19 protein-coding genes are annotated in these 18,128 nt (G+C 39.4%); 6 read left to right on the plus strand and 13 right to left on the minus strand.

Going from position 1 to position 18,128, the window contains the following annotated elements:
• Nucleotides 1-17: 17 nt before the first annotated feature.
• From ESV85_RS07940 to bshC, 7 genes are all read right to left on the minus strand, one after another.
• On the minus strand, nucleotides 18-3,239 hold the full coding sequence (locus ESV85_RS07940) for a SusC/RagA family TonB-linked outer membrane protein (RefSeq protein ID WP_146916390.1): 3,222 nt from the start codon (nucleotides 3,237-3,239) through the stop codon (nucleotides 18-20).
• A 795-nt stretch (nucleotides 3,240-4,034) separates the two neighbouring features.
• On the minus strand, nucleotides 4,035-4,904 hold the full coding sequence (locus ESV85_RS07945; RefSeq protein ID WP_146916392.1) for a hypothetical protein: 870 nt from the start codon (nucleotides 4,902-4,904) through the stop codon (nucleotides 4,035-4,037).
• A gap of 92 nt (nucleotides 4,905-4,996) precedes the next feature.
• Nucleotides 4,997-5,320 carry a hypothetical protein gene (locus tag ESV85_RS07950; protein ID WP_146916394.1) on the minus strand — a complete coding sequence of 108 codons (324 nt, stop codon included), beginning with the start codon at nucleotides 5,318-5,320 and terminating at the stop codon, nucleotides 4,997-4,999.
• A gap of 217 nt (nucleotides 5,321-5,537) precedes the next feature.
• Nucleotides 5,538-5,708 carry a hypothetical protein gene (locus ESV85_RS22260; RefSeq protein WP_191321972.1) on the minus strand — a complete coding sequence of 57 codons (171 nt, stop codon included), beginning with the start codon at nucleotides 5,706-5,708 and terminating at the stop codon, nucleotides 5,538-5,540.
• Between the two features lie 226 nt (nucleotides 5,709-5,934).
• Entirely contained in the window at nucleotides 5,935-6,432 is a 498-nt protein-coding gene (locus ESV85_RS07955) for a hypothetical protein (protein ID WP_146916395.1), read from the minus strand.
• 22 nt (nucleotides 6,433-6,454) lie between these two features.
• Nucleotides 6,455-7,027 carry a 5-formyltetrahydrofolate cyclo-ligase gene (locus ESV85_RS07960; protein ID WP_146916397.1) on the minus strand — a complete coding sequence of 191 codons (573 nt, stop codon included), beginning with the start codon at nucleotides 7,025-7,027 and terminating at the stop codon, nucleotides 6,455-6,457.
• The gene (gene bshC, locus ESV85_RS07965) at nucleotides 7,017-8,582 is read right to left on the minus strand and encodes a bacillithiol biosynthesis cysteine-adding enzyme BshC (protein ID WP_146916399.1); all 1,566 of its coding nucleotides are present in this window, start codon (nucleotides 8,580-8,582) and stop codon (nucleotides 7,017-7,019) included. Before bshC ends, ESV85_RS07960 begins: the two co-directional genes overlap by 11 nt.
• Before the next feature lie 293 nt (nucleotides 8,583-8,875).
• Here bshC and ESV85_RS07970 point away from each other — a divergent pair, with 293 nt between their 5' ends.
• From ESV85_RS07970 to ESV85_RS07990, 5 genes are all read left to right on the plus strand, one after another.
• Nucleotides 8,876-10,117, plus strand: coding sequence for a M16 family metallopeptidase (locus tag ESV85_RS07970; RefSeq protein WP_146916657.1), 1,242 nt, complete (start codon nucleotides 8,876-8,878; stop codon nucleotides 10,115-10,117).
• Nucleotides 10,114-10,596, plus strand: a complete 483-nt coding sequence (ispF, locus tag ESV85_RS07975; protein WP_146916401.1) for a 2-C-methyl-D-erythritol 2,4-cyclodiphosphate synthase — start codon at nucleotides 10,114-10,116, stop codon at nucleotides 10,594-10,596. Before ESV85_RS07970 ends, ispF begins: the two co-directional genes overlap by 4 nt.
• Nucleotides 10,593-11,276 (plus strand): tRNA (5-methylaminomethyl-2-thiouridine)(34)-methyltransferase MnmD, encoded by a 684-nt coding sequence (gene mnmD / locus ESV85_RS07980; protein ID WP_146916402.1) that lies wholly within the window; start codon nucleotides 10,593-10,595, stop codon nucleotides 11,274-11,276. The genes ispF and mnmD overlap by 4 nt, the downstream gene beginning before the upstream one ends.
• Nucleotides 11,277-11,417: 141 nt before the next feature.
• On the plus strand, nucleotides 11,418-11,837 hold the full coding sequence (locus ESV85_RS07985; RefSeq protein WP_146916404.1) for a hypothetical protein: 420 nt from the start codon (nucleotides 11,418-11,420) through the stop codon (nucleotides 11,835-11,837).
• Nucleotides 11,834-12,307 (plus strand): Clp protease ClpB, encoded by a 474-nt coding sequence (locus ESV85_RS07990; RefSeq protein WP_146916406.1) that lies wholly within the window; start codon nucleotides 11,834-11,836, stop codon nucleotides 12,305-12,307. Before ESV85_RS07985 ends, ESV85_RS07990 begins: the two co-directional genes overlap by 4 nt.
• Here the strand turns inward: ESV85_RS07990 and ESV85_RS07995 are convergent.
• The 6 genes from ESV85_RS07995 to ESV85_RS08020 all read right to left on the minus strand — a co-directional run bounded on the left by ESV85_RS07995 (nucleotide 12,304) and on the right by ESV85_RS08020 (nucleotide 16,939).
• Nucleotides 12,304-12,801, minus strand: coding sequence for a hypothetical protein (locus ESV85_RS07995; protein WP_146916408.1), 498 nt, complete (start codon nucleotides 12,799-12,801; stop codon nucleotides 12,304-12,306). The genes ESV85_RS07990 and ESV85_RS07995 overlap by 4 nt on opposite strands.
• 103 nt (nucleotides 12,802-12,904) lie before the next feature.
• A complete protein-coding gene (locus ESV85_RS08000) occupies nucleotides 12,905-13,564 on the minus strand; it encodes a phosphatidylserine decarboxylase family protein (RefSeq protein WP_146916410.1) in 660 nt (219 codons plus the stop codon).
• A 72-nt stretch (nucleotides 13,565-13,636) separates the two neighbouring features.
• Nucleotides 13,637-14,914 carry a Glu/Leu/Phe/Val family dehydrogenase gene (locus ESV85_RS08005; RefSeq protein ID WP_146916411.1) on the minus strand — a complete coding sequence of 426 codons (1,278 nt, stop codon included), beginning with the start codon at nucleotides 14,912-14,914 and terminating at the stop codon, nucleotides 13,637-13,639.
• 70 nt (nucleotides 14,915-14,984) lie between these two features.
• Nucleotides 14,985-15,824: a phosphatidate cytidylyltransferase gene (locus ESV85_RS08010; protein WP_146916413.1), complete on the minus strand. Its 840-nt coding sequence runs from the start codon at nucleotides 15,822-15,824 to the stop codon at nucleotides 14,985-14,987.
• Nucleotides 15,808-16,014 carry a putative signal transducing protein gene (locus ESV85_RS08015; RefSeq protein WP_146916415.1) on the minus strand — a complete coding sequence of 69 codons (207 nt, stop codon included), beginning with the start codon at nucleotides 16,012-16,014 and terminating at the stop codon, nucleotides 15,808-15,810. Before ESV85_RS08015 ends, ESV85_RS08010 begins: the two co-directional genes overlap by 17 nt.
• Nucleotides 15,989-16,939 carry a CPBP family intramembrane glutamic endopeptidase gene (locus ESV85_RS08020; RefSeq protein WP_146916417.1) on the minus strand — a complete coding sequence of 317 codons (951 nt, stop codon included), beginning with the start codon at nucleotides 16,937-16,939 and terminating at the stop codon, nucleotides 15,989-15,991. The genes ESV85_RS08015 and ESV85_RS08020 overlap by 26 nt, the downstream gene beginning before the upstream one ends.
• 37 nt (nucleotides 16,940-16,976) lie before the next feature.
• Between ESV85_RS08020 and dusB the strand changes: the two genes are divergently transcribed.
• Entirely contained in the window at nucleotides 16,977-17,966 is a 990-nt protein-coding gene (gene dusB / locus ESV85_RS08025; RefSeq protein WP_146916418.1) for a tRNA dihydrouridine synthase DusB, read from the plus strand.
• Nucleotides 17,967-18,128: the final 162 nt, after the last annotated feature.

Genomic DNA, 18,128 nt, shown 5'->3' on the forward strand with positions numbered 1-18,128 from the left:
TTATATTATTTTTGGTATTAGAATGCAAGAGTTACAGTTCCTCCAAATCTCTTTGAACTAGGTCCTGTTACGAAATCGAAACCAAGACCATTTCCAACTCCTGTTCCTAATACGTCTACATCATAGTTCATATTTGGAGGGAAGTTCAATGCCAACTTCCATAAGTTAGTACCGCTAATTGCAACAGTTGCTCTCTTGAAAGGCGTCTTAGCCATTAGTCCTTTTGGCAATTCATAACCCAGTGAAACCTCACGAAGTCGGATCATAGATCCATCAAATAGATTCGGCTCATCAGTTCTTCCTTGGTAACCCGAGAAAAAGTAATCAGAAGCGGAAATTTGAATATCATTTGGTACGTACTTCGTAGTTCCATCTGCATTAAGACCATCTTCCCTTACGCCTGGCATAATGAAAGACATTTCTCTATCAGCTACCGGATCTTTGGTGACACCCCTTGCTAGAGTGGCAGTCACAGTATTTGAAAACACATCACCCTTGTGTCTGTATTCTAACATTCCCATCAAAGAAAATCCTTTGAAAGAGAATGTATTTATCCAAGATCCAGTCCACTTAGGATTAGGATCACCTAGAATTTTCAATTCAGGATCTGCTTTATAAATACCATCTGAAAGCACAATCGGATTGCCATCAGGATCTCTTGCAAATCCAGTTCCTTTGATTACGTTAAATGGCTCTCCCGGAATAGCAAAATTACCCAAGTTGGTATATCCTGCAATTACGATCTCTTCCAATCCTCCGCCTAGTTCCATCGTTACTGATCTGTACAAACTCCAGTTTACGATCGAATTCCAAGTAAATCCTGATGCTGTAGCAATAGGAGTAACTGTCGCCTGAAACTCTACACCTCGAGTTCTAATCTTACCCACGTTAATTGTAGTTTGGGTAAATCCAGTTGATGGATCAATTGGAGCAGTTGTAATCAAGTCGTTTGTATTCTTCTCGTATAGAGAGAGATCAAAGCTCAACTTATTATTAAACATGACAGCTTCTGCACCAAACTCTATTTCTTCTTGAAGTTCTGGTCTTAGGTTAGGATTACCCAACGTATTGGATACTGAGTGTGTTTGTGTAAGAGTACCATCTCTGGAGAAGGCAATAGCATTTTGAGCGAGTGTATTTCTTGTGCTATATGGACTAGGGAAACCAGCCGAAGTACCATAAGCCAATCTCAGTTTCAAGTCATTCAATACCGTTGAGTTCCAGTTAAAAGCGGAAGTAGGAATAAATGACACTGAAGCTCCTGGATACAAAATCCTTCTGTTCTCTTCTTCTACTGTTGAAGTCCAGTCATTTCTCGCAGACAAGTTTAAATAAAGGAAATTAGAATAATCGAAAGTTAAATTGGCATAAACTCCAATTCTTCTTTGTTCCTCAACATAGTTAAGACCTGCAGCAGAAGAGCTTGTAAAGTTTGAGTGATTGAAGAGCCCGAAAGCTAGCTGACCCTGAGATTCAATTCCATCTCTAATAAAGGAATCATATCTTGAGTTGCCTCCTAGCAAGGCGCTCATCCCGAATTTTTCAGAAAATTCCTTTTTCCAGTTCAATACCAAATCCTGATTCCAAATTGTGTTGGTAATGTTTGCTGTACTATACAATCCAGACTGGATAGCTGCACTTCCGCTGCCTGCACCTTTATTATATAGCTTCTCTTGCTTCTCTGTATAAGTATCTAGACCAAATCTATATGTGACAGAAAAGTCATCACTTACATCATAAACCAAAGAAGTTGAATTAAAGAAACGCTGTACGTCAGACGTGTTAGAATAATACTTCGCTAACCAACGTGGGTTCACAATGTCATTACCACCTCTGTAGTAAACTGAGCTATGATCCGTTGGATTCTCAAAAGGCAATCCAGCCAAATCCACAGATCGAGGAGTATACAATACGTGTGCAAAAACAGAAGGAATACCTCCTGAAGGTCCAGATCCAGATGCAGCGTTAACTGGTGGTGATGCCAAATCTGTAATTGCAAATGTGAAAGAGGAATTTACATAAAGCTTGTCTGTAACCGCAGAGTTCACACCTAAACCAAAATTATACTTTTCCATCTCATTACCAGGAGTAAAGCCTTCATCGTCGGTATAACCGAAACTAGCGCTGAATCCAGTTTTATCAGAACCTCCCGCGATTTGCACAGAAGTATTCGAAACCATTCCAGTTCGGAAGAAAGCTGTAGAAGGATCCTCGTATGCCTTATACTCATATTGGATTGGCGTTCCGCCCACTATTCCATCTACCCAAAACTCAGGGAAAGCTTCTCTTACCGAAGCGACAGAAGAGTTAGCATAGGGGTGCCTTACAGTTATACCTTCATTCAATCCAGGACCGAAGTTTGAAAAGAAGAAACCTGGAGACTGCTGGAATCCATTCCCGTATTCAGTACCATAAGTAGGCAAAGACGCCGCTTTATTAGAGAATAGGGATTGACTGATCGTTACTTCTGCTGCTTTCCTTTTAGATGAACCAGATTTAGTAGTAATCAAGATTACACCGTTTCTTCCCTGATCTCCATAAAGAACGGTTGCAGAGAGACCCTTTAGAACTGACATACTTTCGATATTATTTGGATCAATATCCAAGAATCGAGAAGAAGTAGTCGCTCCACCCGTAGTAAACCCGTTAGTATTATTGGTACTTGTGTTGAACGGAACCCCATCCACAACAAACAATGGCTGGTTAGAACCAGTAGCAGAGGAGTATCCTCTGATTACCATGTTTGTACCTGAACCTGTCATACCGTTAGTTGAGGTGATATTTACTCCCGGTACTTTGCCCTGCAATACTCGGGCAACATCTTGCTCTGGTCGGTTCGAAAGCTGTTCGTCACCTACAGTGGTTACGCCATAGCCCAAAGCTTTTTTCTCTCTTTCAATACCAATTGCTGTCACTACAATTTCATTAAGTTGTGCAGCATCAGTCATCAAAGTGACATTAATTATAGTTCTGTTTCCGATTACTTCTTCCGCGGGTTTTAACCCTATAAAAGAATAAATCAAAACATCAGAACCCCCAGGCACGGTAATGGAATAATTTCCATCTAAATCAGTGGTAGTTCCCACTGTTGTACCCTTCACAAGGATGGTGGCACCCGGCAAGCCGAGTCCGTCTTCTTCGGAAATTACCGTTCCGGTAATTACCCGTTGCTGCGCAGACACCTCAAAGGTGAGGGTCATGGTAAAAAGCGCAACAATACATAGTAAAGCTTTTCTCATAAGGTTTTAAATTTTGGTTGATGAGTAAATAAAAATTATTTAAATGCATTATCAAAATACTATTAAGAAAGTGGGTAAATCAGTATAGTGCAATTTAATAGTTCAATAAATCAATTATATTCGATAAAATTCAATAAACAATCTTTATAAACACCAAAATATAACTTTATCGTTTTTTGGTAATTCAACGGTTTAAATGTTTTCCAAGCGGATAAAAAGATAGATTGTTTGGATATCAAGCTATTGTTAAGGATTTTTAACAGAAAAAAAACATTTGATTTATTCGAAACAGAATTAAATTCTGAATTTTTAAAAAATAAATATTTTTAAAAAAAATAAAATTTTATTTGAAAAAAATAATATTGAATCAACACCATCAATAATGATCTAAAACGGAATAAAAAATCAATTTAATATTATTTTAAAGTATAAAATTTTGCAGTCTCCGTTACTTCATAAATTTTAAGCTATGAATATTAAGATTTCATATAAATGGGTCTAATAATTGTACATAACTCATCTTTATTAGCGATACTTTGAAAACCTGGTCTAATAAAAGTGGTGTTTTTAGCGATTTGATGAAAAATAACAAGCTCAAGGGCACAAACTATTCAAAAGGCCGATCTTTAAAATCAAAATTATATTTTGAAAAGTAGTTAATTAGAAGTAAAAATCTAAAAACTCTTCTTCTAGGATAATTATCTTTCCGGCCTTGCAACTGAAGCCTAATTTTAAATAGTCAAAGCTTAGGCTAGGTAAATTAAGTCTCATAAATCACTTTTATCCCGGACTATTTCAGGATTGTCTTTCTTTGACAAAAAGTAAAGGATCATCTTCAAATTTTTTCCAATCCTTTACAAGCACTTTTTCTAGCATCTTGACCTTTTCTGTTTGGTATTCCTCAGGAAGATCCTGAATGTATTTAATCAGATTGTAGCATGTAGTAAACTGGCCACACGCAATAAGATTTTCTTGGCGTCGTACTTTTAGATCTTCTGCATCCCACCAAAGTGTGGAGGGCATCATGGAAGCAATTAATGCGGATTGTTTGATTCGCGTTGAAATAGTGATTTCCTCAGCTGTCTCCTTCTGTTTAGCCTTACATAGGGTGTTTTGTATCCCGTTCAATTGGTATACCATAGAAGTAATTCGCCTATTAATTAATTCAGGTGATGAATAAAGTAAGTCAAAGTTCAATCTTCTTATTTGTCTAAGGAATATCTCATTGATCATCAGCAATGCAGAAGTCCAACTATTTATTATCATTTTTTTGACCTGATTTACTTCCAAATCAGCGAATTTCTCAACGTCATCCAGCAAGGCGTGAGGCAAGGCATTTTTAATCTTCCCCTGCAATTCCTTCTTCGCTTTTTTCACCAAGTAATCACCAAAAAGACCCAAGCCTGTCAATAAGGCAAATACTCCAATTATTCCACTGAAAATACCATAAAGCAATATCCAAGTTTTGCCAAAAAACACATCTAAAACACTGGAAAAAATTAGCCCAAAGATTCCTATCAAAAGTCCAATCCAATGAATAGGCTTCATCTGAAGGTATCCCAACCATCCTGCGACATAAGATGAAAAAGATCCCTGACCCTCATGGGAATCGGAACCTTCGTATGGAGTCCAAGAAGGCATCTCGAAAACATCAACATCATTCACAATAAGTAGATCTAAAGGAAAGCCATCTCAAGAACATTTATCAAAATTTACCATGCTACCAATCCCTTGATAATCAACAATCCCTCCGTCCATTATACTACACACTTCGCGCAATCCGCCAAGTTGATTAAATCAATATATTCCTGGCTTTCGTGATTCTCTAGGTAGTCATGTGGAAAAATCATCGGATCAAAACCTACCGGAAAACAAGAGGAAGAAGCAATAGCATCTGCAATACGTATGTCTTTCAAAACTGCCTGAATCTGGTCACATTTCAATTCATAATTCCCAAACTTATTGATATTCTGAAATCTAAAAGTTAGCCCGTAAGAAAACTCCGTGGCATTAAAACAAACATATTTCAGATGACCTTTTATATTCTCAGGCTTTAAAGCATCAAAGGTTTCGTCTACCAACTTTTAATGGTAAGTGAGTGCAAATCCATTGATGACTGACCTACTTCTAGTGGTAGTCTGACACAAGTCATTATCCATAAATTTGGACGTTGCCTCATCTACAAGCTTATCTTCTTTCAAAAATGAATAAAGCTTTGAGTAAAAATTATCAAAGGCTTCCCCCTTGGCATTGCTGGCAGTAAATAGACCAGCCGTGATGGTACCACCACTTGCTGAACTAATTGCAATGACGTTTTTCTAGAAGTGGCTTACCCTCTAATTCAATTCTATTCAGGTAATCCAATACCCCAAGGCTAAAAGCTGTTGCTCTGTATCCACCACCGCTAAAACAGACTCCAATTGATTTAAAAGGCTTTAAGCGTTCGGAAATATCAGCTGACTGTGCCATAAAAAGCTAGTTTTAAAAAGAAACAAAAATCAGATTTTAATGTAATGATAAAGAGCGATATAAAAGAGAATCAATAAAAAAGCAGCTCCTTTACGGCGCTGCTTCATTGAAATATATACTTCTGAAATATTAATTAGTGCAGGCCGTATTTTGAATCAAACTAGAGTTTGCATCCATCTCACGCTGCGGAATCGGAAAGATCGATCTTCTGTCATCATTTCAGGTCTTACAAAGAATACCGCAATGTAAAGGCTGCATCATCTTCCCAAACCTTAGTGAATTCATTAAAATTATATGCTGGCTTCCAATATAACCCTACATAAAAATTACTTTGATTGATATTGTATTCCACTCCTACGATCGCATCTACCCCATATACATTATAATCTTGATCAATTTTATAAACCCATGGTGGTTCTCCCTTTCCATCTTTCCACATCCCGTAGTGTGCTCCTCCACCAAAATACCACTCTAAACCTCGGAATTCCCTAATATCCATGTGATGTTCATACAGGGCAGCTGCAACCCAGCCTTTCCACCTTCTATAGACAAGAAGATCCACTGCTCCTTGCGCTGAAATAAATTGCTTTACAGTTCCTCCAATATTGGTTCCATATGTAATCCCAATCATAGTATTGTAATCTGCAATCTGCGCCTTAGACTCAATGATAGATGAAAACGCAAGAGAAAGAGTGGCAAAAGCCACAAAAAGAGTAAACCGCATGGAATGTTTAATTAATTACAGATCAAAAAGTAATGATATTTTCTGGCGTAATGCAATAATCTAGCTGGATATCGTGCAATTCTGGCGAAATACTTAGCTCAGCAGGAAAAAAACTCAATCCAATCTTCAATACCGAAGGATCAAGACTAGCCAAAAACACATCGTAATACCCTTTCCCAAAACCGATTCTATGTCCTTTTTGATCAAAAGCCAATAACGGAACAAAAACGACTTGAATTGACTCGTTTGTCACCAACTCAAACTCTTCTGGGACTGGAATCCCCCAAGTATCAAATTGAAATTTTGTGTAGGGCTGTAAAAGTAACGTATGTAAAATCAACGAATCAGACTCCACTCTTGAGGTGTAAACAGTATCTCCATTTAACTCTAAATACTCTTTAATCAGATAGGTATTAATTTCCCGTTGCTTAGGAATTGGGAAAAATAGATGAAAATGGATTAGCTCTTTTCGCTCACTTAAAAATGCAATCACATTATCTGTGATCTCTAGTGATTTTCTCTCCAGCTCTTCATCTGAAAGTGCTGCTCGCAGTTCCTTATAGAAAGTTCTTAGCTGTTGTTTGTCAAGACTCATTTGCCAATACCATCATTCTGAAATCCAGCGGATCAAAACAATCCAATAACTCTGAAATCAAATTAGGATTACTCAGATAGAATTGCATCATATTCACAACTCGTTCCTGAGGGCTCCCCCCTGGCTTCACTAATTCCTGAATACAACAGGCACGTTCTATCTGCGTATGCAATCTGCGTTCTTCAGCCTTTCGAAGCTTAGTAGCCATCTGGTCGATGATCTTCAATGACCGCACTTTACCAGCCTCAAAGGCATTCTCGAGACTTTTCTCTAAATGAGCAGCTTCCTGTCCTTTTGCATCAAAAAGTGCCGAAATTACTTCTTTTTGCTTAGTCAGCTCTATATCAATACTAGCCTCCGCTTTCACAAAAATCTTTTTCCAGTGCTTAATATCAACAAACAGATCCTCCGCATCCCAATTCATCTGCTTCATTTTCCTTTGAACTTTCTCATTGATAAGCAAAGCAAAATTACGAGGCAACACGACGGGGAAAGGAACATCAAAATGATCAAACACACTTTTCAACTGAAGCCAATACACCACTTCCGCAGGCCCTCCTAAATAGGCGAGATTTGGCAAAATCACCTCTTGATACAGTGGTCTTAACACCACATTTGGACTGAATCGCTCTGGATGCTTCTCTACCAAAGCCTTCATCTCTTCATCTGTAAATCGCAACTCAGTATTCACCACACCGAATCCAGACTCCATTGTTTCGATTCGCTCCCTCACTCCTTTATCCAGGTAAAAGAAATTGATCTCTCGAGGGAATATCTGACTGCTGTATCCTAATTCTTCCAAAGCCTCAGTGGCCTGACTAGCTTTTTCGAAGGGCTTATGCTCAAACAAATCGGAAAGAATCACTTCTGAAAACTCTCTTTTCAACTTCGAATCATCGCCATCTACGATTACCAATCCCTGCTCTCCAAACAATGCATCTACATATTTCCTGACAGCTTCTGCTAAAGTTTTGGATGTGGAATAAGCTTCTTGAAAAACCTCCGGCGCAAATGAAACTGACTTTAGAAATTCCTTGAAACTCTTATCCAATTCAAAATCTCCTACGGCACCAGTCTGATCAGAATTCCACTGGTATTTCTTTCCATCAAGCTTGAAGTAATTGATCTCGTCAAAATCATGATCCTCTGTAGCCATCCAATACACTGGCACAAACTTGTGCATTGGATATGTTTCCGCCAATTTCTTAGCAAGATTAATAGTAGAGACAATTTTGTAAATAAAGTATAATGGCCCAGTGAAGAGATTCAGTTGATGCCCCGTAGTCACTGTAAACGTACGATCAGAAGCCAAGGAATCAATATTCGAAGAAACAGCGTAACTCACTTCCTGATTGGCATATTGGCTATGAAGCGCCTCTACCAAAACCTTTCGGTTTTCATGAGAAAAAGTTTTCTGTTCAATTGCTTGCTTGAAGCTCTCCAACTTAGGAGCATGAGAATAAAAAGGAGTCAACTCTTTTTTCCCTCCTATGTAATCCAAAAAAAATTGTGAAAACTGTCCCGTTTGATGGAGTTCTACGCAATGTTTTTTCATGTGTTTATAATTTGATTTTCAAAGGCCACATGGAATTTCGCATACATGTTAATCATAATAGTCTGCAACACTTGAGCAATGCTCAATTTCATGAGGAAGCTGATGAGGGTTGTAATGGATAACTAACTTAAGCAATCATTCCAAAGTTCGTTTTTTTTTCGGAAAAATCAGGAATGCTTACACTAATGGAGTTGATTCTAATTAAACATTAGAATTCCGTTGAAGGTTTAGTTAAAATAAGCCTTCCTAATTAGCCAAAATTGGCAATTATCTTAGCTTTGCAAGCTACAATTATGCTACCCTACACAAGATTTTTCCTAGAAAACGGACTGGAAGTGATCGTCCATGAGGATCACGGCAGTAAAATCGCTGTTTTCAACCTGTTATATAAAGTCGGATCCCGAAATGAAAAGCTCGGCAAAACTGGACTTGCCCATTTCTTCGAGCATTTGATGTTTGGAAGTTCTGCCAATGTCCCTGTTTTCGATCGTGAATTGGAACGTGTCGGAGGTGCATGCAATGCATTCACCAGTCCCGACATCACTAACTATTACATCACCATTCCTGCTGCGAATTTAGAAACGGCCTTTTGGCTGGAATCTGATCGTATGCTTCAATTGACCCTAAGCGAGAAAACAATAGAGACTCAGCGAAAAGTAGTGATGGAGGAATATAAACAGCGCTATATCAATCAACCTTATGGCGATGTATTCCATCACTTGCGGGATCTAGCATACGACACCCATCCCTACCGCTGGCCGACCATAGGACAGAATCTAGACGACATCATCAACTATACAGCAGAAGATGTCTGGGAATTTTATCGAGCGAATTATAGACCTGATAATGCTATTTTGGTCGTTGCGGGTGCAGTTACTCAAGCCGAGGTAGAGCGATTGGCAAAGAAATGGTTTGAGCCAATTCCTAATCTTTCAAAATCAAATCTCCACATCCCCGTCGAGGCAACACAAAACACCAAAAGAGCCAAAGTTGTAGAGGCAGCTGTCCCTACAGACGCATTATATAAAGCTTATAAAATGCCGGCAAAATTGGCCGAGGGTTATTTGGAAGCGGATCTGATTACAGATATCATAGGCTTTGGAAAGTCTTCACTATTGGAGCAAACTTTGGTTAAAAACGGGAAGCTTTTCGCTTCTGTAGGAGCATACGTCTTAGGGTCTGTAGATCCGGGGCTGTTGATCTTCTCTGGGAAAATGGAATCTGGGGTTACTGCGGAAGAAGCCGAAAACGCATTAGACGAGGTAGTTTCTAAATTTCTAACTTCGGAAATATCCGATCTTTCTCTGCAGAAAGTGAAGAATCAGGGAGAAGCCATGAAGACCTACGAATCCATTCAAGTACTCAATCGAGCAATGAATCTGGCGAATTATGCGCAGCTTGGAAATCCAGACCTTTACTGGGAGGAATTCGAAAATAAATCAAAAATAAAAGGAGAAGAAATTATGACTTGGGCAAATAGCCTGATCCGTGAAGAAAACTCCTCTGTCTTATATTATAAATCTGTACCTGCATGAACAAATTCAGAATAGGTTTCGGTTACGATGTTCATCAACTCAAAGAAGGCTACGACTTCTGGCTGGGGGGGATCAAATTAGAATATGAAAAAGGTGCTGTCGGTCATTCGGATGCAGATGTGCTGATACACGTAATTTGCGACGCGCTACTTGGAGCTGCAAATCTGCGCGACATTGGACACCATTTTTCCGATCAAGACCCTAAATTCAAAGGCATAGACAGCAAAATCCTTCTTGCTGAAGTAATGGTTCTCATTAGGGAAGCTGGTTATGAAGTAGGCAACTTAGATACTACAATCTGCCTGCAACTCCCGAAAGTCAATCCACATATTCCTACAATGAAGACGTGTCTTTCAGAAGTGATGAATGTGTCTGAGAATGATATTTCCATCAAAGCCACGACTACTGAGAAATTAGGATTTGTTGGTAGACAAGAAGGTGTCTCAGCATATTGTTCAGCTTTAATTTATTCGGTATGAGTGGAAATTTAAGAATTATAACGACTGAGGACGGCTCACATTCTCTATACAACGACGAGCTAAAAGAAAGCTATCACAATTCAGGTGGCGCTTTTAGAGAATCCATCCACATATGTATGCTGTACGGGCTAGATTCTTGGGTAATGAATAATCCCAACAAAAAGCCTATTCGTATTTTCGAAGTTGGATTCGGCACAGGACTCAATGCTTGGCTCACCTTAGTTTGGGCGGAGCAAAATCAAATCCCAGTGCTTTATCATAGTATTGAGCCATTTCCACTACCTGAGGATATTTATTCCCAGTTAAATTATGGTGATATGGATGATGCGATTTTTCATTACAAACCATATCTACAGCGATTGCATAAAGCTGATTGGGATAAAGGCATTATCATGTCTGAATATTTCAACATGAAAAAGGAAAAAATAAGCCTTCAAGATGTGGTGTTGTATCCTACCGACGTCGTCTTCTATGATGCATTTGCGCCGAGTAAACAACCAGAAATGTGGACAAAGGAGATTCTAAGCAAGGTTTGTTCATCCTTAAACCCCGGTGGAATATTAACAACTTACTGCGCTACTGGGCAGCTGAGAAGAGACCTGAAGGATGTAGGACTTGAAGTAGAAATCTTACCTGGACCTCCTGGTAAAAAAGAAATGACCCGAGGTTGGAAAAAATAATTTGTCAAGTGGAATGCTGTTTGGATAGTGGATAGAAAAAACCACCAATCTTATGAGATCGAGCATGGCGAGTGTAACACACTCGGATCATTATTTATCATGCGAGATTCCATAAGGCCTTTGAAAACAAATTATACACTTATGAAAACTGCAATTTTTACTTGGCTATTTTTATTACCTCTTCAAATTTATGCAAGTGGGTATGATTCCCGTCACTCGGAAGACTTGACTCAAAACACTCACCGAATAGAAAGTAGTGCACAAGCAATCGACCTTGGAAGTTCCGAGCTAATCGCTAGCGCGGAACCGGCAGATAGAAGCGCAAATTTTCAAGCTATTGCAGTTTCACAAGAGAAAGATATTCAAAGGCTAAAGAGTCAACTAGCACATAAAAACCATGAGATCTACACGCAAGAATTGGATCAATGGAAATCTAAAACTGCCACATTGATTTTCTTTGTAGGCATGCTTGTCTTCGCTTTACTTTATATTAGAAGCAAGCGAAGTGATGATCATCAAGAACCGCTTACTTATAGCACCTTATACCCTCAACAAAAATGACCTTTGGATTAATTCTACTGATTTTAAACTTATTCTCTCCTCAATTCACTGAAGCTGGCCAAGCGAAACTGGAAAAAATGGTTCAAGATCGCGATGCGCTCACGCAGCAATGGAAAGAATCCGAAAGCAAAAAGTCAGGAATATTCGGTAATCGTACCAAAAAGGACATGATCGAAACGAATGAATGGCTGGAGAGAATCATTCAGAAAGACAACCTGATCATGGATGAGTTGCGAATGATTGGGGATATAGAGACTACCTCAGCTACTCAAACAGGAGAAGACTACAAAGCCATTGCTTTCAAACAAGAAAAGGATGTACAGGCACTAAAAAGAGCTGTTGCGGAAAGAGACAAATCACTTGATAAAATGCTCAGCTCACGAAGAACATTTGAGTGGACTACTACAATTTTTTTTCTAAGTACGCTGGGCTTAGGCTATTGGATTTATAAGAGCAGAAAAACTTCCTAGTTAATTTTACTATACGTTTTTGGGAGTGAGCATTCCGAATTATATCCTAAGCACTCAGCCAAAAGCTCAAATTGCTTTCCATCTGAGGAAAAAGTCAAATTGGCAGTAGGTGTATCGCTAAAATCAATTTCAGAAAATCTCAATTCATTTTTAGGGGCGTATAAATTATCGCGACTAGGGAGATAATAATTCTTTATTTGATACATCTCTGAATACGTAAAGGTAAAATCATTTGCCTGCAAATTATACCAACCTCGAGTAGCGAACCTATAGCCAAGATCTTTACCTGTTTCTGACTCTCTGACTGTCACATTGATATCATAGGTGCTATCATTGACAAAATCATACCTCTCTACAATCCAATAATTGAGTGAGTCTACGTATTCCCTATTTTCCCAAGCTCCTATCAGTGGAGACATAGGTTCTTCAGAATCAGTACAACTAAAAAGTGATGCTGTACAAGCAGCTATAAAAAGAAGGCATAAGTATCTCATCATTCAAAAATTTGGTTGACAAAGTCTATTACGAAACGAAGACTATAATCGCTACAGAAATTCAAACTAATCTAAAAGTATTTTCAATAAAAACTAGTAACCCCTATTTCAACCTCGCAATAGGAGTTCTTCCGCCCTTAGTTTTATCTTCCAACCCAACTATGATTTCAGCATCCAAAGGAAGATAAACATCCACACGAGAACCGAATTTGATAAAACCGAATTCACCGCCTTGTTCCAATTCAGAACCTGGCTTCACATACCACTTGATTCTTCTTGCTAGAGCACCCGCAACCTGTCTTACCAACAGTTTAGTACCATTCTCATGCGTCACCACCATCGTAGTACGCTCATTCTCTGTACTTGACTTTGGGTGCCATGCTACCAGGTATTTTCCTGGATGATATTGAAAAAACTCCACAATCCCTTTGATCGGAGATCTAGTGATATGCACATTGATCGGAGACATGAAAATCGATACTTGTCTACGGTTTTCTTTCAAATACTCCTCTTCAAAAGTCTCTTCAATCACCACTACTTTCCCATCTACGGGAGCGTATACCAAACTTTCGTCTGATGGCAATTGGATAATTGGGCTTCTGAAAAACTGTAGAATAATCAGGTATAGCGCAATACTTCCTAATACAGCAACATTAGAAAGTACTCTGGCATCTGGCATGAAATAGATGATGAGGTAATTACCGGCAACTAATATAATTAGCATCCAAAATAACAAAACTCTTCCTTCTCTGTGTATGGTCATAAGCTTTAAAACTAAAAGGCGTGGAGATTCCTCCACGCCTCAAAGATAAAATATTCTTTCGATAGAAAAGGCTTAGAATCCTCCTCTATATGTATATGTCTTCGCAACTTTATCAATTGCAACGATATAAGCTGCAATTCTCATCGGAACGTCATACTTCAATGAAGTCTGATAAACCGTATCAAAGGCATCCTTCATGATTCTGTCCGAACGGCGATTTACGCGGTCAGCAGTCCATTTGTAGCCTAATCTATTTTGAACCCATTCGAAGTAAGATACCGTCACTCCACCGGCATTTGCCAAGATATCCGGCACAGCCATGATTCCTTTTTCGTTGATGATCGCATCTGCCTTAGCGGAAGTGGGCCCATTAGCTCCTTCTACGATCAGCTTAGCTTTGATATCATTTACATTGTGGATAGTGATCACATCTTCTACTGCAGCAGGCACGAGCACATCGACATCCAAGGTCAGCAGGTCGCCCGCATTTTCCATTTTGTCGCCGCCTTTGAAGCCTTCTAGATTCCCACCATTTGCATCACGGTATTCAATAGCCTCTACGATATTGATTCCTTTTTCATTGTAAAATGCTCCAGTGTGGTCGGAAATTGAAACAATCTTCAACCCTCTTTCTTCCAAAAGTCTAGCCGCCCAAGAGCCTACGTTACCGAAGCCTTGCACTGCACATGTAGCTTGAAAAGGATTGATTTTCAACTTTTGCATGGCTGCCAATGCAGAAACCATCACCCCACGACCAGTAGCTTCAGTTCTCCCAAGTGATCCACCAAGTACAAGTGGCTTACCTGTCACGACTGAACTGACTGTCATTCCTTTCGCTTTAGAGTACTCATCCATTAGCCAAGCCATTTCTCTAGGACCTGTACCCATGTCTGGTGCGGGAATATCCTTGTCCGGACCGAAGACATCGATCATTGCCATAGTATATGCTCTGACTAGACGTTCGATTTCACCACTAGACATTTCTCTAGGATTACATCTCACTCCACCTTTACCTCCACCATAAGGAATGTCCACTACGGCACATTTCCAAGTCATCCAAGCCGCAAGTGCACGCACCTCATCGATGTGTACATCGGGAGCAAAGCGAATACCGCCTTTTGCTGGACCAAGAATATTTGAGTGGATTACTCGGATGCCTTCGAAGACCTGGATTTTACCAGTATCCATCGTGATAGGAAGGGAAACGATTACTTGTTTGGCAGGATTTTTCAGAACATTGTACACCTCATCAGAGAGGCCTAGCTTTTCAGCGGCAATGTTGAATCTTTCCATCATTGACTCCAAAGGATTCTCTTTATCCTTAATCGGAGCCGGTTCAATGTAAGCCATATTCGGGTTTGATTTAGTTATTCAAATGCGGTGCAATATTAAGCAGATTTTCAATCAACAGGGGTCAGAATTAGAAGATTTTCAAAAAGGCAGTGATAAATGGAGCTGAAAGTAACAATCCGTCAAAACGGTCCATAAATCCACCGTGTCCAGGAAGTCCTTTTCCAGAATCCTTGATCTCAATAGATCGCTTAAAAAGCGACTCGATAAGATCTCCATAGGTACCGGCAATAATTATTATCCCGGCGATCACTAACCATTTCCAATCTTCAATCACATGAAAATATCGTGTCAAAACAAAAGCTACTCCAATTGCAGAAAATGCTCCTCCCAAAAATCCTTCCCAAGACTTCTTGGGAGAGACACGCTCGAATAACTTAGTCTTACCAAATTTTGTTCCCGCAAAATAGGCGCCTGTGTCACTAGCCCATAGAATCAACAAACACCCGATAATGATCTGATAATTATATGTGGCATCTACTGAAAATACTGCAAGATTAAGCAGAGAAAAGGGCACTGCTACATAGAAAAGACCCAAAAAAGTATAGGCAACTCCAGTGAAAGGTTTCTTATCAGTTTTGCGATAAAGCTTAATAAAAAAGGTAAGTGAGACTATAGGGAAGATCAAATAGAAATATTTCATGGACAAATGCTCCTTCTCCACCAGAAAGGTCAGGCAGAAAATCATCAGCCCCAGAAATGTACCAAAGCTCTTGAGAGGAAGCATCCCATCGAGACCACTCAGTTTATAGAATTCCATTTGGGAAAAACCTAAAATCCCTGCGAATACAAGAAAATAAGTGTAGTCAGAATAAATGCAGCCCCCCACGATAATCAACGCTCCAAACAATGCGGTGATGGCTCTCTGACCTAGATTACTGTAATTATTTATACTAAAACGTGATCTCATTCTGGATTATATTATTCGCCGACATCATATTTTCACTCTGCACATGAACCTCATAATTTCCAAAAATCTGATAAATAGTTTCCTTTTTATTCAATATGACAGCTTGTATTTGATGCTCTTCCAAGACGCCTTTGACGATCTCAGCTCTCACCTGCATTGGGGTTTCAAATACTTTGTTCCAGTTCTCCATTGGGCTTATTTAATTTCTTAAAGTAAAAGATTCCTGCCAAAAGAACCAATAATCCAACAATGGCGGCAGGATAAGACACTGTATCTGTGGACTCCATATCAAAATCTATCATCCCTTGATTAGAAGCATATACCATCAATACCGTCACCGTATTATTCAACATATGAGCTAGTATAGGATACGTGAGGCTTCCAGAATAATAATAAAGGTAACCAAACATCCCTCCCAAAAACAATCGAGGCAGAAAGCCATAAAACTGAAGGTGAATTGCTGAGAATATAAAAGCTGTCACCCAAACTCCAGCGTGACCATTTCCTGTATATAAATGCATTTTGGGCTGAATAAGCCCTCTGAAAAACATTTCCTCCCCAATTCCTGCAAAAACTCCGATTACCAAAATCCCTACGAGCAATTCTGGAATACTTTGAAAATCGGTGAGAAACTTAGTCAACTCTAATAATTGCTCCTCCATTTCCAGCATCCACGACTCCATTCCGGATAAAAAATCAGGTAGAATTAATTGTGAATTAAAATATACAAGCAAACCATTGAAAAGCATTCCTCCCACAGTGATTAACAACACCAAGCCTGCTCCTTTTATATTAAATCTTGGCAACTGTATCTCCCAATGTAAATCAGCCTTATCAATGAACCGCATGATTACATAAGCTGCTACCCAAAAGCCAATCCCCGAACCTATTCCTTGCACAAAATACATCGCCATTCTCCCGTTACTCGGTGAATAATCGCCTGTCATGAGCCCAATTATCTCCTCCATAGAGATATTAAACAGAAATGGTGCGATTGCCAAAGCAACAACTTGAAGTACAATCAAAACTCCTATTGCAACTAAAACAATGACTATCAAGGACAAAAGCCAACTCTTTCGTTTACCAATTTCTGATTCCGTTTCGTATATCTCCATAATTGAGGTAAATTTACGCGCAAATTTAAAATAAGAAGTGGTTAAGATAGGAAACTTGGAGTTAGGGGACTTCCCATTGTTGCTTGCACCAATGGAAGATGTAAGCGATCCGCCGTTCAGAGCAGTCTGCAAACAGAACGGTGCAGACCTCATGTATACGGAATTTATCAGCTCAGAAGGCTTGATTCGTGATGCGGCTAAGAGCGTGGCAAAACTTGATATTTTTGATTACGAGAAGCCAATTGGAATTCAGATTTTCGGAAATGAGATCGCCTCCATGCGTGAAGCTGCAGCAATCGTGGAAGAAGCTCAACCTGATATTCTGGACATCAATTACGGTTGCCCTGTAAATAAGGTGGCTTGTAAAGGAGCTGGTGCAGGGATACTCTTAGACATCGACAAGATGGTCTCCATGACTGCCGAAATCGTGAAATCAGTAAACATCCCGGTCACCGTGAAAACTAGACTCGGCTGGGATCAAAACACCATTCGTATCGTAGAGGTAGCTGAGCGACTTCAAGATGTAGGAATACAAGCAATCAGTATCCACGCCCGCACAAGAGCTCAAATGTACAAAGGCGAAGCAGATTGGAGTTATTTGAATCTAGTCAAAGACAATCCACGCTTACATATTCCTGTGTTTGGAAATGGCGACATTGATTCTCCGGAAAAAGCGCAGGAATACAAGAATAAATACAACGTCGATGGCATGATGATCGGCAGAGCATCGATAGGATATCCTTGGATTTTTAACGAGATAAAGCATTTTCTTGCTACTGGCGAAAAACTTGCTGCTCCTGGACTAGATGAAAGAATTGCTGTTGCCAAGAAGCACCTGGATTTCTCGGTAGAGTGGAAAGGTCCAAAACTTGGAATTCTGGAGATGAGAAGACACTACACGAATTACTTCCGCGGCATGCCGAATTTCAAACAATACCGTGCAGAAATGGTCACTGCTGATACGTACGAGCATGTTTGTGAAGTTTTAGAGAAAGTTTCTAACGTATATGCAGATCACATTTTCTAGGAGAAATAAAGTTGAAAGGCGGTGAGGTTGAAAGGTTAGCTTCAACTTCACCGCTTTTCTATTTTTAGTCTCGTAAACTTTTTACTCTCCAGACTTTATTTTTCCAAACAACTATTCTTTGGTTTTGCTTCCTTTGTGACGCGGACAATTCTCCGCACTAGC

It is taken from the genome of Algoriphagus aquimarinus (assembly GCF_007997215.1).
Classification (GTDB): Bacteria; Bacteroidota; Bacteroidia; order Cytophagales; family Cyclobacteriaceae; genus Algoriphagus; species Algoriphagus aquimarinus_A.